Raw genomic sequence first — 14850 nt, forward strand, 5'->3', positions numbered from 1 at the left:
GCCGATCAGTTGGGAAGGCGAACCGGCATCACGAGGTACCGGTAGTCGTCCTGGTCTTCGCCGTCGGCTTCTGCCTGGGCCGTGATCATGGCCGGTTTGGGAGCGGTGGTGAAGGAGAAGCGAACGTACTTGGTCTCGATAACGCTCAAACCTTCAACGAGGTAGTGCGGGTTGAAGGCCACGGTGATGTCATCTCCGGACAACTGTGCTTCAAGCTCTTCGGAAGCCTGTGCGTCTTCGCCGGTACCCGCGTCGAGATTCAGCAGGCCCTGTGTGAAGGCGAGCCGGACGGGTGTGTTGCGCTCCGCAACCAGGGAAACGCGCCGTACAGCCTCCACGAGTTCCTGGGTCTGCACTGTTGCGTGGATCGGCGTGGAGTCGGGGAAAAGCGACCGGATTTTGGGGTAATCGCCGTCTACAAGCAGGGAGGTGGTGGTACGTCCACCGCTTTCGAAACCAATGAGCCGGCTGTCGTCATCCGCGAGTGCCAGGTTGATGTCGCCGCTGCCGCCCAGGGTTTTGGCGACCTCATTCAGGGTCTTGGACTTCACCAGTGCGCTGGTGGAGATGCCGGGAGTCACTGGCTTCCACGGAACTTCGCGCATGGCCAAACGGTAGCGGTCTGTGGCCAGGAGCGTGATGAGGTCGTCCTCGATCTCCATGCGGACACCGGTAAGGATCGGCAAGGTGTCATCTTTGCTGGCGGCGATGATGACCTGGGACACGGCTTGAGCGAAAGCATCGCCGGGCAAAGTGCCGCTGATGGCCGGCAGCGCGGGCAGGGCCGGGTACTCGGACTCAGGCATGGTGGCCAGGTGGAAGCTGCTTCGACGGCAGGTAAGAGTGACTTTGCTTCCGTCGGTTTCAACCTCGACCGGAGCCGAAGGGAGGCTGCGGCAAATATCTGCCAGGAGGCGTCCGGACACCAATATGGTGCCTTCGACGGCGATATCAGCCCGAATTTCCAGCCGCGCGGAAGTCTCGTAGTCGAAGCTGGAGAGGCTTACGGTTCCTGCCTCGGCTTTGAGGAGGAGGCCGGAAAGCACAGGTACGGGCGGCCGCGGAGACAACGACCGCGCGGTCCACGTAACGGCTTCTGCCAGGACGTCGCGGTCGACTCTGAACTTCACGGAGGGGTGCCGCCTTTCATTGCTGCTGCCATGTAGTAGCTGCGGGTTCCTGCTTGGAACCCGCTAAATCTTCGCAGTCCGGCATCGGAACCTGCATGGTCCGCACTGAGCGAACTACAAACAAGACCCAAGGATGGGAGCGCTGCTGACAGCTTAGCCGGAAGATCCGCGATTAACCCATCCCCGTTTGCTCCGACCCGCCCTATGTGGACAGCCGCAGGCCGGCCTTGGCCTGGATGCTGGTCTGTCCTTCGGATGGTCGGGTGGGCGGCAGAACGAGATTGTTATTTGAGGGATTTCAATTTTTTGGGATTCGTAGTGTTAATAACTGCTGTGGAAACTGTGGATAACCCCATCCTGCGGCGCAGATCCGCGGTTAAGCCCTGTTCATGGACTGTGCGTTAACTGGGTTTTAAACAGGGTGTGGATGGGGACAACTCCGAAGCCGGTTTTTAACGATCCACAGACGGCTTAAGGGTTTTAAGCCCATTAACCGCGCTTGTCCCCTTAAGTATCCACAGGCTTATCCACATGCGCCTGTTAATAAGGTATGTAGTGGCGGCCGCGATGTGGATTTCAGGAGTCGCGTTGCTGCTGCTTAATGCGGTTGGTGAGCTCGGTGACCTGGTTGTAAATCACACGACGTTCTGCCATCAGCTCGCGGATCTTGCGGTCCGCGTGGATGACCGTGGTGTGATCGCGGCCGCCGAGTTCCTGTCCGATCTTAGGGAGCGACATGTCCGTCAGTTCGCGGCACAGGTACATGGCGATCTGGCGAGCGGTCACCAGAGTGCGCGTACGGGACTTGCTGCAGAGTTCTTCCATGCTGAGCTTGAAGTAGTCAGCGGTCTGGTCCAGGATCTGCTTGGCCGTGATCTCCTGGGCGCCATCGTCGGTAATCAGGTCCTTGAGGACCATCTCCGCGAGGGCAACGTCCACCGGCTGGCGGTTCAGGCTGGCGAACGCCGTGACACGGATCAGTGCGCCTTCAAGTTCGCGGATGTTGCTGGAGATCTTGGAAGCGATGTACTCCAAAGCGTCATCGGGAGCCGACAGGCCTTCGCTCAATCCCTTTTTGCGGAGGATAGCGATACGCGTTTCAAGTTCCGGCGGCTGGATGTCCGTCAGGAGGCCCCATTCGAAGCGTGAGGTCATGCGGTCCTCGAAGCCTGCCAGCATCTTGGGCGGCTGGTCCGATGTGATGACAACCTGCTTGTTGGCGTTGTGCAGGGCGTTGAACGTGTGGAAGAACTCTTCCTGTGTCCGGTCCTTGCCCGCCAGGAACTGGATGTCGTCAATCAGGAGGACATCCACGTTGCGGTACGTGGTCTTGAAGCTGGTGCCCTCATCATCGCGGATGGAGTTGATGAAGTCGTTCGTGAATTCCTCGGAGTTTACGTAGCGGACCCGGATACCGCTGTAGAGCCGCCGTGCGTAGTGTCCAATGGCGTGCAGCAGGTGCGTCTTGCCAAGACCGGAGTCGCCGTAGATGAACAGCGGGTTGTACGCCTTGGCCGGTGCTTCTGCGACAGCGACAGCGGCAGCATGTGCGAACCGGTTCGAGGAACCGATCACGAAGGTGTCAAAGATGTACTTGGGGTTCAGGCGTCCGAATTCATGCGAGGTGCTCGGCGGGGTCGGCTGCGGCTTCGGTTCAGCGAAGTCAGGAACAGCAGAAAGCTCGACGGCGGGTTCCGGCTCGGCATGGACGGGCACCAGATCGGTGTCGACATCGATGGCGCAGCGGATGTCGTCGGAGAAGACGTTGCGCAGGGCGTCGTCCAGAGCATCCTTGACCTGCGTCTGCAGGACTTCGCGGGTGAGCTCGTTGGGCACTGCCACCAACAGGGTCGAACCAATAAGGCCCTGGGCCTGGGCGAGAATGACGAAACCACGCTGACGGGGTGTGACGCGGTCGTCCTGTTCGAGGAGGGTCAGCACCCTGCGCCAGGAACTTCCGACAGTGTTGGCGTGGTTGGCTTCGTCTACTGTCATCAATCAGTTCCTAAATACTTGCTTGCCGGCGTTGCTGGCAGCCGAGGTGTCTCAGGCGGGCGCTGGTCCGGGCGTTAATCCACAGAGTTATGCACAGCGGGTGGACAATGGGCTACTGAGCCACTCTAGGGGATGAAATCGCCAGAAGATAGCTGGGAAGTTGCCTGTGGATAATTACACTGTTGTGGTTCGGTAAAACGGTCTGTGAGCCACTTCATCCACAGGCTTGAACCCGCTGTTGGACACAACTGTGGATAGATGCGCGGCAGGCTCCCGGTTTGACTGTGGGTGCCTTTTTGCCCCCATCGATCCATTTGAAGCCCTCGCGTGCTCTAAGCCGGTTGAAGTGTCACGCCACAAGTGACGGCTTGTGGATCGTTCAAGATATCGGCCGTTCAGCTGCCATTCCTACGAGAGCCTGAGCTTTATGACAAGAGCAGGCCGCCAGCCAGAATTGGCCAACACTCAATATGGTGAAACAAATATTCACTAGATTTATGTATAGACTATTCAAGTCAAGAGTCTTCTTATTCGAGGTTGTACTTCAATAAGCAGCCGACTTGATATGACTTGACGAACTGTTGAGCTTATGGCAAGGAATGCTTGTCACGAAGAAATAACTAACCTTTGGGGGGTTAAATTGAGGTCCATCAAGACCAAAATCATTTCCGGTATGGGTGCGGCGGCGGTTGCTGCTACCTTCATGATCGGCGGAGCCTCGGTAGCGCAGGCAGCGAGCTGTGGCTTTCAAGGCAAGAACAACGAGGCCTACGATGCAGTCCACTACAACCACTGCGGCTCTGGAAACGTCTACGTCCAAATCGACTATTGGATCGGCACCGGAAATGCATGTCTCGGGCCCGGAATGAGTTCAATCACTTCGTTCCCGTGGAATCGTGTTCAGAATGTATTTGCCGTAGGTAGCTGCTAAGAATGAAGCGTTTTTAGTTCGCGAAACGACAGGGTGGCCTTCTCCTGAGCGGGAGGCCGCCCTGTCGGCATGAGCAACTCGTGACCACCTATTCGTTTGCATTGAGCCGTCCAGCTTGAGTCGCAGCGAAAATCGAATTATTTGGCAAAAGATTTGGCCAGCCCCCAGGGCGCGCTCCGAACGCGCTCCCTGGTAGTGGCATGTGGGTGACGACGGACCGGACTATAGCCGCTTGGGTTCGGAGGCTATTCCCCGAGGTAAGCAGTAGGACCAGCAAGATAGCTCCGTCGTCTCGACCTAAGGGCTAGGTGTACTGTTCGAGGGCCGTGAGCAGCTTTTGACTGCCGGGCATGTTTTGCCCTAAGGTTGTGAAGTCCATTGTGTCCGTTTGGATGACCAGTTGCGCCATACGGCGAGCTAGGTCGGCGGACACATACAAAAACTTAGCGTCGGCCAGTTCTTCCCCTTTTTTGATCGGGTGGGCGCACCTTTGATCCACTGGAGTAACTAACGTGAGCAAGCGGACTTTTCAGCCGAATAACCGCCGTCGGGCCAAGAAGCACGGCTTCCGCCTTCGTATGCGCACCCGTGCCGGCCGCGCCATCCTGGCTGCCCGTCGCGGCAAGGGCCGCGTCGAACTGTCGGCGTAAATAACTGACTTGTCGGTCAGGGTCTATTTGCGGGTTCGACGGTGCTAGCCACCCCTAACCGTCTGCGGACGTCTACCGACTTTTCAACAACTGTACGTTCCGGCGTCCGCAATGGACGCCGGAACTTAGTGTTATATACGGCTCCTATCGGAGCCGGGGAGCCGAGTCGAATCGGTTTCATTGTCTCCAAAGCCGTCGGGAACGCCGTGACCAGGAACCTCGTTAAGAGGAGACTGAGAGAAGCAGGCGCACTTTCCTTGCATACGCATGGAACGGGCCTGGCGGTCGTGGTCCGGGCACTGCCCGCAGCTGCAAATGCGAGCTGGGAGCAGTTGCTTTCGGATTACAACGCCGCACTGGCAGTGACGACGAAGCGATTGGGTGGCTCAGGTCCGCGCAACGCTTCGACCGAACACAACGGCACCACAATGGAAGGGACACCGCGTGCATGACATGAGCACCGCCGTCGTTCCTTCCTCAAGCGACCCCTCCGGGAAGGTTCCCCAGCGGGGCCTTTCCGCGGCGGTGGGCACATTCCTCTGGGAACTGCCCCGCAACATTCTCATCATCCTGCTGAAGACCTACCGCAAGGTGATCTCACCCCTGTACGGCCAGGTTTGCCGTTTCTTTCCCTCCTGCTCGGCATATGCCTTGGAAGCAGTGACGGTGCATGGCGCCGTGAAGGGTAGCTGGCTGGCGGCCAGGAGGCTCGCCAAATGCCACCCCTGGAATGCCGGTGGAGTGGACCATGTCCCCGCCGGCCATCGTCATTGGCCCGAAGGCCGGACGCCCACAATTGTTGTACTGAACAATCCGGACCAGTTCCTGGCTGCTCAGGCTGATGAAGAAGGCCGCTCTGCGGCCTAACGAATAGGGATATCGTATGGATGACTTTTTTGGAACAATCATGTTCCCGTTCAAATGGCTGGTGTCAGTCATCATGGTCGGCTTCCATGAAGGACTGAGCTTCATTGGTCTGCCCGCCGCGAACGGCTGGACCTGGACTCTGTCCATCATCGGCCTCGTGCTGGTGATCCGTGCCGCCCTGATTCCCGTATTCGTCAAGCAGATCAAAGCCCAGCGCGGTATGCAGCTGCTGCAGCCGGACCTGAAAAAGCTTCAGACCAAATACAAGGGCAAGACCGACCAGCTCTCCCGCCAGGCAATGGCGCAGGAACAGATGGCGCTGTACAAGAAGCACGGCACCAACCCGTTCTCGGCCTGTTTGCCGATGCTGATCCAGATGCCGTTCTTCTTCGCTCTGTTCCAGGTGTTGTCGGGTATCTCCACCAACGCCAAGCAGGGCCAAGGCGTTGGCGCCATGAGCGCCCAGCAGGTCGTTGAATTCGATTCATCGAGTATCTTCGGCGCGCCACTTTCTTCCGCGCTGTTGCACGGTGGTGCAGGCAACATGTCTGTTGTCGTCCTCTCGATCCTGATGATCGTCGCCATGACGGCCTCGCAGTTCATCACGCAGAAGCAGATCATGGCCAAGAACATGTCCGAAGAGGCCATGGCCAGCCCGTTCATGCGCCAGCAGAAGATGATGCTCTACATCCTGCCGCTGGTGTTCGGTATCGGTGGCATCAACTTCCCGATCGGTGTCCTTATCTACTGGACCACCACCAACCTCTGGACCATGGGCCAGCAATTCTTCGTCATTCGCCGCATGCCCACCCCGGGCTCTCCCGCCGCGAAAGCTCTTGAGGAGCGCCGGGCGGCCAAGGGCCTGCCCCCGCTGCTGGGTGGCAAGAAAGCCGCGGACGCCGCTGCCGAGGCGGAAGCAGCTGCTGCTGCCGCAGCCGAAGCCCGCGCCCAGCGCGTCCAGCCACAACGTAAGAACAGGAAGAAGAAGTAATGTCTGCCGAGAGCACTGAAGAAGTTATCGCCGCCGTGACTGAAGAGCAGGAAGACTCCCAGGAAGAGACGCAATCCAAGACGGCCAGCCGCTTGGAAGAGGAAGGCGACATCGCCGCCGATTACCTCGAGGAGCTTCTGGACATCGCCGACATCGACGGCGACATCGACATCGAGGTCCGTAATGGACGCACGTACATCTCCATCGGTACGGATGAAGAGTCTGCGGCCTTGGACAGCCTGGTTGGGCGCGACGGTGAGGTCCTTGAGGCCCTCCAGGAACTCGCCCGTCTGTCCGTTCTCTCCGCAACCGAGACCCGCTCACGCCTCGTCCTCGACATCAACGGCTACCGCAAGGAGCGCGCAGGCGTTCTTCAGCAGATCGCCGAGGACGCCGTGGCCAAGGTCAAGGCAGACGGCGGCACTGTAGCCCTCGAACCGATGAGCGCTTATGAGCGCAAGATTGTTCACGACGCCGTGGCTGATCTTGGCTTTGTCTCCGAGTCTGAAGGCGAAGGCGCTGGCCGTCACATCGTCGTTTCGGCTGACTAGAGCCCATGGTCGAAATCACCGCAGCAGAACTGACAGCCGCTGAGAAGATCTTTGGGGAGCGCCTGGATCTTGCCAAGCGCTACGTTGAGCATCTGGCCACCTCGGGAACTGAGCGTGGTTTGATCGGCCCCCGCGAGATTCCACGTTTGTGGAGCCGGCATGTTCTCAACTGTGCAGTCATCGAGTCCGCCATCGCCAGGAACAGCCATGTCGCCGACGTCGGTTCCGGTGCCGGACTTCCTGGTCTCTGCCTTGCCATAGCCCGCCCGGACCTTGAACTGACCTTGATTGAACCCTTGGAACGCCGGGTCATCTGGCTTCAGGAAGTGGTGGATGACCTGGGGTTGGACAACGTCACCATCATGCGCACTCGCGCCGAACTGGCTGTGGGCATGGTGGACGCCGATGTCGTCACGGCCAGGGCCGTTTCCGCGCTGACCAATCTTGCGGGTCTGACCATCCCGCTGCTTAACGGCAGCGGCGAAGTGGTGGCCATCAAGGGTCGCAGCGCCGCAGAAGAGATAGAGAAGGCCAGCAAAGTCATCCGCAAGCTCGGCGGCGTGGAAACGTCTGTTGTGGTGTGCGGGCAGGAGCTGCTGGAGGAACCCACCACTGTGGTGAGGATTATCGTCAACAAGCAGGGAAAGACGGCGTAGATCCCGCTTGGTTTCCCGCGTGTCGGCGGCTGAGCGGTTAGGCTAGAGAACGGCAGCAAGCGCCGAATGAGAGTGAGAGTGTGACCAGTGGGCAGTAGTGAAACCTCCACGCAAAGGATTCCCCCGTTTATGTCTTTGGGGTCCGCGCGGGCCATGGCTACACCCTCTTCGTCCCTCCAGTCCGCGATTGTGCGCACTGATTCAGTTGCAAACGCTGCAGTTTCACGTGAAACCGTCTCAGATGGAGTGCAGAACGTCATGGATTCCATCGATGATTCCAGCCCGATAGCGCGGCAGCTCGCCAACGAAACGCGGCGCCGTGAGCGATTGATCGGCCGGGAGCTTCCCAAGCCGGACGGGACCCGTATCTTCACGGTTTCCAATCAAAAGGGCGGAGTCGGAAAGACCACCACCACGGTCAACATTGCGGCCGCCCTGGCCTCTGCAGGTCTCAACGTCCTGGTTATTGATATCGACCCCCAGGGGAACGCATCCACGGCTCTGGGTATTGAGCACCATGCGGACGTTGACAGCATCTACGACGTCCTCATCAATGACCTCCCGTTGAAAGAGGTCGTGGCCCCATGCCCCGACATTCCGAATCTCATCTGCGCGCCGGCCACCATTCACTTGGCAGGCGCCGAGATCGAACTTGTTTCCCTGGTGGCGCGTGAGCAGAGGCTCCGTCGAGCCATCGATGTCTATGCCAAGGAGCGGGAAAAGAACGGTGAGGGCCGCTTGGACTTCATCTTTATTGACTGCCCTCCCAGCCTGGGCCTGCTCACGGTTAATGCGTTCTGCGCTGCCAGCGAGGTTCTGATCCCCATCCAGTGCGAGTACTACGCGCTTGAAGGACTCAGCCAACTGCTCAAGAACATTGAGATGATCCAGAAACACCTCAATGCGGATTTGGTGGTTTCGACCATCCTCCTGACGATGTACGACGGCAGGACGAACCTTGCCGCGCAGGTCGCATCAGAGGTTCGCCAACACTTCCCCCAGCAGGTTCTTAGTGCGGTGGTTCCCCGCTCGGTGCGTATTTCCGAGGCGCCGAGCTACCAGCAGACCGTCATGACCTACGATCCTTCATCGAGCGGCGCGCTGTCCTACATGGAAGCCGCAGCCGAAATCGCTGAACGTTAGAATTCTTGAAACACAGCAACAGTCAGGGCAGGTCCGTGCTCGGCTATTCCATCGGAGGGATGAATCAATGAGCGAAAAGCGAAGGGGCCTCGGCAGGGGTCTTGGGGCTCTCATTCCTAGCTCTGCCGCGGCACAAGGAAACGGCGCAGCGCCGTCCCGTCCCGTGGATCTGTTTTTTCCGGAAGCACGTAAAGCTTCGGAACCTACAGTTGAAGCTCCACGTGAGGAGTCGGCTCTTCCCGAGACATCGCCGGCAACTGCGGAGTCCCCTGCGGCGTCCAAAGCCAAGGCTTCTTCGACGAAGGTGCCAGCCAAGGCCGCATCAGCGAAATCGCCTGCTGCGAAGCGTTCCTCAGTGGCTAAGACTGCTGGAGCGGAACAGTCAGAGAGTCCCTCTCGTGCTGAGGTACAGACCCCGTCTGCTGCCACAAAGACTCCCCCAGCTTCCCAAGTCAACGACGTCGAGTTGGTTGAGGTCCCAGGGGCTCGGTTCGCCGAGATTCCAGTCGGTGACATTCATCCGAACCGCAAACAGCCGCGCTCTGTCTTCGATGAGGACGACATGGCTGAGTTGGTGCATTCTGTTCGGGAAATTGGAGTCCTCCAGCCAATTGTTGTACGTACTTCAACCGAAAAGGGTGGAGAACCGTACGAGCTCGTCATGGGTGAGCGGCGATGGCGTGCAGTACAGGCCGCAGGACTGGAAACCATCCCTGCGATCGTCCGGGACACCACGGATGACGACCTTCTCCGTGATGCTTTGCTGGAGAACCTGCACCGTAGCCAACTGAATCCCTTGGAAGAGGCCGCGGCCTACCAGCAGCTTCTTGAGGACTTCGGTACCACCCACGAGCAGCTGGCAGATCGCATCGGCCGGTCACGCCCCCAGGTCTCCAATACACTCCGTCTGCTGAAGCTTCCGCCCCTGGTACAGCGCCGCGTGGCTGCAGGCGTCCTGTCTGCTGGCCATGCACGTGCTCTGCTTGCCCTGCCGGACGCGGCCGCTATGGAACGCCTGGCTCAGCGCATCGTTGCTGAGGGAATGTCCGTACGCGCCACCGAAGAGGCCGTGACGCTGTACCAAGACCCCTCCACTCCTGCAAAGAACAGTATCCCAAAGCCGAATGCGCGCCATGAGCGGCTTGATTACCTGGCATCTTCACTTTCGGACCGCTTGGACACGAATGTGAAGATCACCCTCGGTGCCCGTAAGGGTCGAGTGAGTATCGAATTCGCCAGCGTGGAGGATCTCAACCGCATAATGGATGTGTTGGGTCCAGGTTCTGAAGACTGAACTTAACATCGGGAAGGGCTTCACTCATTGAGTGAGGCCCTTCTTCATCTTCCAGAGCTGGCTCCTGTTGTCGGAGACTTAGGTTCAAGCTTTGAAAAATGGGCTCTTTCAATGCAAATGGACATGAACGATACCGTCCTTCCCTTGTTTGCGAACTCTTCTGACTTTTGTTTCCGGTTTTGGGACTTGGAATGCATAGACCAGCGTTGTTTCACGTGAAACGCCCGGGTAAGTGGGTTTATTGGCAGTATTTGATGGAGGTGTGGGGCCTGCTCGAAGCAAAGAAGCGTCGAGCGGGTCGTTCGTCCGCTCCGGTATGAGACTGCCTTCGTCTTCCCATGGCGTTGACGTTCACGGAAATTCCCATGGTGCTCTCCTCAAGCCTCAGTCTGTGACCGCGCTGCAATCCACGGGCCGATCAAGTGTGCACTGCAAGACGATCTAACACTGTCCGGAGTTGCGGATGCTCAGGACTTCGGAATGCTATTCTTCGTTTCACGTGAAACACCGAACCCTGGGACCTCAACGCACGATATGCGGCCATTGGCTTGTCCTATCAGTCCTCAGCCTGCAGAAATTGCATCGGCTGGGCCCCGTGATTATGCGACAGCAGCAGCCTAGCGAGCTGCATAGCGATTGTTCCGAGGGCATTGGATTAGGAGAAGCTGCGGGGCGGGACGCGCCCTTGGAGGCCGAGACTACGGTACATCGGTGTTGAGCAGGGATTTGTTTCACGTGAAACATCATAAGATCGGTGCGCCAGGTCTTTTGGTCCGCCTATGGAACGTCCCAATTGTGAGTACAGTGGACCCCAGCCTCCGCCCAAGGACTCTGGTCGGTGGTTCCCCGAGAGCGTGGTGCTGACCAGGATCTCTCAATCAGGTCCTTACTATCTGGAGTGAGATTCGCCGGTACGTTTCGTTCGGAGTGAGATTCGCCGGTACGTACCGTCTGGAGTGAGATTCGTCTGTACGTTTCACGTGAAACGCACAGATAGTCTTGGGTGGAGGGAGAATGAAGCTCCCCCTTGTTCGACGGTTAGCTTGATCTGACCGTCGGAGTACGCAGGTGTAATGAGATAGCGGAGTCGCCCGTGGACGCGCCCGCAGGGGCTTGTCACGGCCCGATGCGGCGCCCTGAGCTCGTCGCGCCAAGTTGGGCGTGGAGAGTGGATCGTCGCGCTGTCTGCCACGTGAGAGCCACGAAAGTGCTGGCTGGACGCCGTCCGTTGTGGCTGTAGAGTCGAGGGATAGCCGAGTGGTAGGTGCCGACTTGTTAGGTGCTCAGATCGTATTGCAGCAGATCGGGCGGGAGACCGAAAATTGCGCGCGTCGCTCATTGGGGTGGTGATTCGCTTTCAGTTCCTGTGGGTCTGGAAGGATGTCTCGGCCAATCGCTAACGAGGGACTTTCTGGAACCTGGACCGGATTGGTGTGGGGATCAGGAGAGCTACATGAGCACTGCCTTCAATCTGCTGGCCAGCAGCAGTTGCTCGGTTGTGGTGACTGCTGGATTACACGTGGGGCTCCTTTCAAGCGGGGTCCGAATGGTGTTGCCGGCCAGAAGGAGGCAAGCTACCTGCGCATCAGGTTGTGTTGGAGAGCTGGGCGGATAGTTGCTGTCCTGTCTCATTCCGTAGTGGTAAACGACAGCAACCATCCAGTACTTGTTCGTCGGTACTGTCATTGGATTGATTCGATGCCAGCACACGAGACGGAGGACCAGATGCGATTCACCCTGTAAGGCGAGCTGCATGTAGACGGTGCTGCTGGATGAGTTGGATATTGCTGCCGCCACGCGAGCCGTTTGGTCCGAGGTGAAGTCACGTGGTCTCTGTGCCGCGTGTTGCAGCGTTCCATCGAACTGAGTACTGCCCGAACCTATGGTCCCCCAGCTTAGTACGGGCGCTCATGACAACTGTGGACGTTGGGCGGTCGTTCATGATTGATCGGATGTTGAGCGCCCGTGCCCCACGTTACTTCACCCTTCTCGTCAGGTCGTCCCGAGAACTCCTGGTCGACGCAGGCCGCCCGGAGATCACTCTCCCCATCCATCACCTTCTGCACCCGTTAGTAGTCATTCCGAGAACAAGGACTACGGCCTCCCTGTTTCACGTGAAACAGGGAACGACGTGATCAGGGACCCGGTGAGCCTTGCTCATAGCTGTGAATATTGCAGTGGATAAGCCTGTGGAAAACTCTGGGGATAACATGGGAGCGAATGACCGATATCCAATCCGCCACAACAGCCTCTGAGTTCCTCAGATGGAAGCCTGGCGGCTTCGTGAGCTGACCCCGCTCCGGATAATCTGCCTTCACGCGAGGAACCTTGCTAGAAGGAAACGCAACGAGGCATTTGACACGTAAAATCATTGCAAAAGCGCGGATCTGAGGGCCCTGCTGACGTCTGGTACTTAGAACCGCTGCTGTGAATTTGAACTCATCTCGTCCTGGCCGAAATGGCTGGCGTCTGAGGGGTGGATGACTCCAGCGTGAGATCGAACACTCCCAGTGGATAAGGCTGTGGATAACGCTGTGCATAAGAGGAGGGGTGCCCTGCGGATAACTTAGTCACACCGACCCCATGCGGTCTTCAGTCAAGCGCACATCCGTCGCAGGAAGGTGCCTCCCAGGTACATCTCATCGGCAAGAGCTGTCATGCGGACGATGGTGGACCCGTTGTGTGCGATGAGCAGGAAGGTAGCGGGCTTGGCGTCTCCATGAGTGCTTCGCCTCCACTCCGTCGTAGTCCGCGGCACAGCCAAGGATTATCCAAGATTCATCCGATGTCTCCTCGCGGATGTGCCCCCTACCTCAATATCCCAGTGGTCCGTACGCGGACGCCAACAGCGAGCTGTAGTTGCCTGTCCGGCTGAGGCCATTGAGATCACGGATCTGTGGCTTTGGGGGTGGCTACATGACGTGGCTCGGGAAACGTCGAGGTAGGCGTTTGATTCCTCAGAACAAGGGTGCATTCGTGGCCTCAGGTCAAGGGTGCATTCGTGGAGACCGAGGGGTGCCGGTTTGTCGGACAGCTGTCTGCCGAGGTTCCTGATACTTCCCGTTGGGGGGCGGAGCATGTGCCGTTGCCCCATTCTCGTTCTGCTTGGTGTCGCCATATTCACTGTGGCAAGGGATGGTCGTGCCCTCTGGGCCGGTTTCACGTGAAACATCGAAGACCACTGCGTTGCTCGTTCCCTTCCTCCCATCCTCGGGCCTATTGGAATCCGTTCAGGCAGTGAGGACCACCGACGAGACTCGGTAGGCATGTCGATAACAAGAGGACCACTGCAGCCTGGCCAGCGGAAACCCCGCTGTCCCACGCCCGGCTATGTCCCAGCTCCCCGGCTTGAGATAGTCCGTCTTGCGGTGATGATGCGACTTGCCAGGACTCAGTTGAGTACCCCTCAACGGACACTGAGTAGGCCGTTCCAATCCTGGACACCTTCCGGTGTCCACTTTCGAACCATATATCGCTGGATGGAAACGAGGTGTCGGGCTCCTTGAGACCGTCGGCGGTGCTTCCATGATGGGCGGTTGGCGTGGCCGTGTAGATTGGGGCGCAATTGAAAGTGACGAAGAATCCGAGCGCCTGCCTATTCCCGCGACTGAGCACATGTTTCACGTGAAACGTGATCGAAGCGTCATCCGATTTGGCGTCTTCTTCCAATGCGAGCAATCAAGCTGCCGACTGTAGTTGGGGTGGTCACGTCGCCCAGCAGATCAGCGGCGTTCGCGACAACCATGCCAAGCGTCGGAGGCTGCGCAGCGCGTAATTCAAGTGCTGCCTATGATCTCCCCCGCGGCCCCTTACGGCACTATGTGGCAGCGGGACCGGTATCGCGTAGCGGTGTGAACGGTGGAAACTGTTCGGCGGGTCCGTACGTGGGCAATGACGTCTGGGGCGGAGTCCCGGGCTTACAGTCGCGGAATCCGGACGGTCTGACGGGGAGCCGCTGTGAGAGGTGGCCTTAGAGTGAGCCGTGAGAGGCCGAGTGGCACCCTAGGTAGCGTAGTGAGAGCCCGTGTGGCACCCTGGGCGGCGTCGTGAGGGGCCGAGTGGCACCCTAGGTAGCTTAGTGAGAGCCCGTGTGGCACCCCCCAGGGGGCGTACTAGTCAGTGTGGCACAGGCGGTGCCGGGAAAGCCCCCTTGGCGCCCAAGCGATGCCGTGAGAGGCCGTGTGCCACCCTAGGGAGGCGTCGTGAGAGGCCCGTGTGACGCCCAGAGCGGCAGCAGGACATCTAGGCAGGGTTGTCGGCAACGACCGCGCGGCGGCTTCGAGATCTTTCAAGGTCGCCAACCCACGATTGAGGTCGAAACTCGTCTGTTGCTTACCCCAGGAGGTGCTGCCGTGCATCTACTTTGGTCGTTGCTGCCTATCGGTGTTGGTGATGCTTAGGAGTAAAGCTGAACGCGACCCCCAACTCAAGCTGTTCTCTCTCGATTGCATGTGTACAGCCGTATCGACATATGTTCCGTTTCACGTGAAACATCGCTGGTTGAACAGCAGGAATAAGGTGGCTCGGCACTCAACTGTTTCACGTGAAACAGCCGTAGCCTTCGACAATCCTGGTCTTGGCATCGGCGTATCCGATTTCCTCACAATCGGCCTCCCATCCCCTGGAGCCTCGACGCGGCCCA

Annotated in this window: 11 protein-coding genes; 9 read left to right on the forward strand and 2 right to left on the reverse strand. The window is 58.6% G+C overall.

Going from position 1 to position 14850, the window contains the following annotated elements; all coding sequences use genetic code 11:
- Positions 1-5: 5 nt before the first annotated feature.
- Together dnaN and dnaA are read right to left on the reverse strand one after the other, a co-directional pair.
- Positions 6-1130 (reverse strand): DNA polymerase III subunit beta, encoded by a 1125-nt coding sequence (gene dnaN / locus IEY62_RS13410; protein ID WP_189018631.1) that lies wholly within the window; start codon positions 1128-1130, stop codon positions 6-8.
- A 576-nt stretch (positions 1131-1706) separates the two neighbouring features.
- Complete coding sequence (gene dnaA, locus IEY62_RS13415) at positions 1707-3125, reverse strand: chromosomal replication initiator protein DnaA (RefSeq protein WP_018778482.1); 1419 nt, start codon at positions 3123-3125, stop codon at positions 1707-1709.
- A gap of 703 nt (positions 3126-3828) precedes the next feature.
- Between dnaA and IEY62_RS21930 the strand changes: the two genes are divergently transcribed.
- The 9 genes from IEY62_RS21930 to IEY62_RS13455 all read left to right on the forward strand — a co-directional run bounded on the left by IEY62_RS21930 (position 3829) and on the right by IEY62_RS13455 (position 10208).
- A complete protein-coding gene (locus IEY62_RS21930; protein ID WP_407671498.1) occupies positions 3829-4056 on the forward strand; it encodes a DUF6355 family natural product biosynthesis protein in 228 nt (75 codons plus the stop codon).
- A gap of 512 nt (positions 4057-4568) precedes the next feature.
- The gene (rpmH, locus tag IEY62_RS13420) at positions 4569-4706 is read left to right on the forward strand and encodes a 50S ribosomal protein L34 (RefSeq protein WP_011776797.1); all 138 of its coding nucleotides are present in this window, start codon (positions 4569-4571) and stop codon (positions 4704-4706) included.
- Positions 4707-4747: 41 nt separating this feature from the next.
- Positions 4748-5158 carry a ribonuclease P protein component gene (gene rnpA / locus IEY62_RS13425; protein ID WP_189018634.1) on the forward strand — a complete coding sequence of 137 codons (411 nt, stop codon included), beginning with the start codon at positions 4748-4750 and terminating at the stop codon, positions 5156-5158.
- 1 nt (position 5159) lies between these two features.
- The gene (yidD, locus tag IEY62_RS13430) at positions 5160-5573 is read left to right on the forward strand and encodes a membrane protein insertion efficiency factor YidD (protein WP_407671499.1); all 414 of its coding nucleotides are present in this window, start codon (positions 5160-5162) and stop codon (positions 5571-5573) included.
- Positions 5574-5589: 16 nt separating this feature from the next.
- Entirely contained in the window at positions 5590-6564 is a 975-nt protein-coding gene (yidC, locus tag IEY62_RS13435; RefSeq protein WP_189018638.1) for a membrane protein insertase YidC, read from the forward strand.
- Complete coding sequence (locus tag IEY62_RS13440; RefSeq protein WP_189018640.1) at positions 6564-7115, forward strand: Jag family protein; 552 nt, start codon at positions 6564-6566, stop codon at positions 7113-7115. The genes yidC and IEY62_RS13440 overlap by 1 nt, the downstream gene beginning before the upstream one ends.
- Before the next feature lie 5 nt (positions 7116-7120).
- A complete protein-coding gene (gene rsmG / locus IEY62_RS13445) occupies positions 7121-7771 on the forward strand; it encodes a 16S rRNA (guanine(527)-N(7))-methyltransferase RsmG (protein WP_189018642.1) in 651 nt (216 codons plus the stop codon).
- An 87-nt stretch (positions 7772-7858) separates the two neighbouring features.
- On the forward strand, positions 7859-8914 hold the full coding sequence (locus tag IEY62_RS13450) for a ParA family protein (protein ID WP_229785283.1): 1056 nt from the start codon (positions 7859-7861) through the stop codon (positions 8912-8914).
- A 67-nt stretch (positions 8915-8981) separates the two neighbouring features.
- A complete protein-coding gene (locus IEY62_RS13455) occupies positions 8982-10208 on the forward strand; it encodes a ParB/RepB/Spo0J family partition protein (RefSeq protein WP_189018643.1) in 1227 nt (408 codons plus the stop codon).
- The last annotated feature ends 4642 nt before the right edge of the window (positions 10209-14850 follow it).

Origin of the sequence: Paenarthrobacter histidinolovorans (assembly GCF_014647595.1) — a bacterium.
Taxonomy (GTDB): domain Bacteria; phylum Actinomycetota; class Actinomycetes; order Actinomycetales; family Micrococcaceae; genus Arthrobacter; species Arthrobacter histidinolovorans.

Bases quoted from the DNA above. Each gene is read 5' to 3' on its own strand.
- yidD (WP_407671499.1), top strand. From the start codon at position 5,160: ATGAGCACCGCCGTCGTTCCTTCCTCAAGCGACCCCTCCGGGAAGGTT.
- dnaA (WP_018778482.1), bottom strand. From the start codon at position 3,125: ATGACAGTAGACGAAGCCAACCACGCCAACACTGTCGGAAGTTCCTGG.
- rsmG (WP_189018642.1), top strand. From the start codon at position 7,121: ATGGTCGAAATCACCGCAGCAGAACTGACAGCCGCTGAGAAGATCTTT.
- IEY62_RS13455 (WP_189018643.1), top strand. From the start codon at position 8,982: ATGAGCGAAAAGCGAAGGGGCCTCGGCAGGGGTCTTGGGGCTCTCATT.
- yidC (WP_189018638.1), top strand. From the start codon at position 5,590: ATGGATGACTTTTTTGGAACAATCATGTTCCCGTTCAAATGGCTGGTG.
- IEY62_RS21930 (WP_407671498.1), top strand. From the start codon at position 3,829: ATGATCGGCGGAGCCTCGGTAGCGCAGGCAGCGAGCTGTGGCTTTCAA.
- IEY62_RS13440 (WP_189018640.1), top strand. From the start codon at position 6,564: ATGTCTGCCGAGAGCACTGAAGAAGTTATCGCCGCCGTGACTGAAGAG.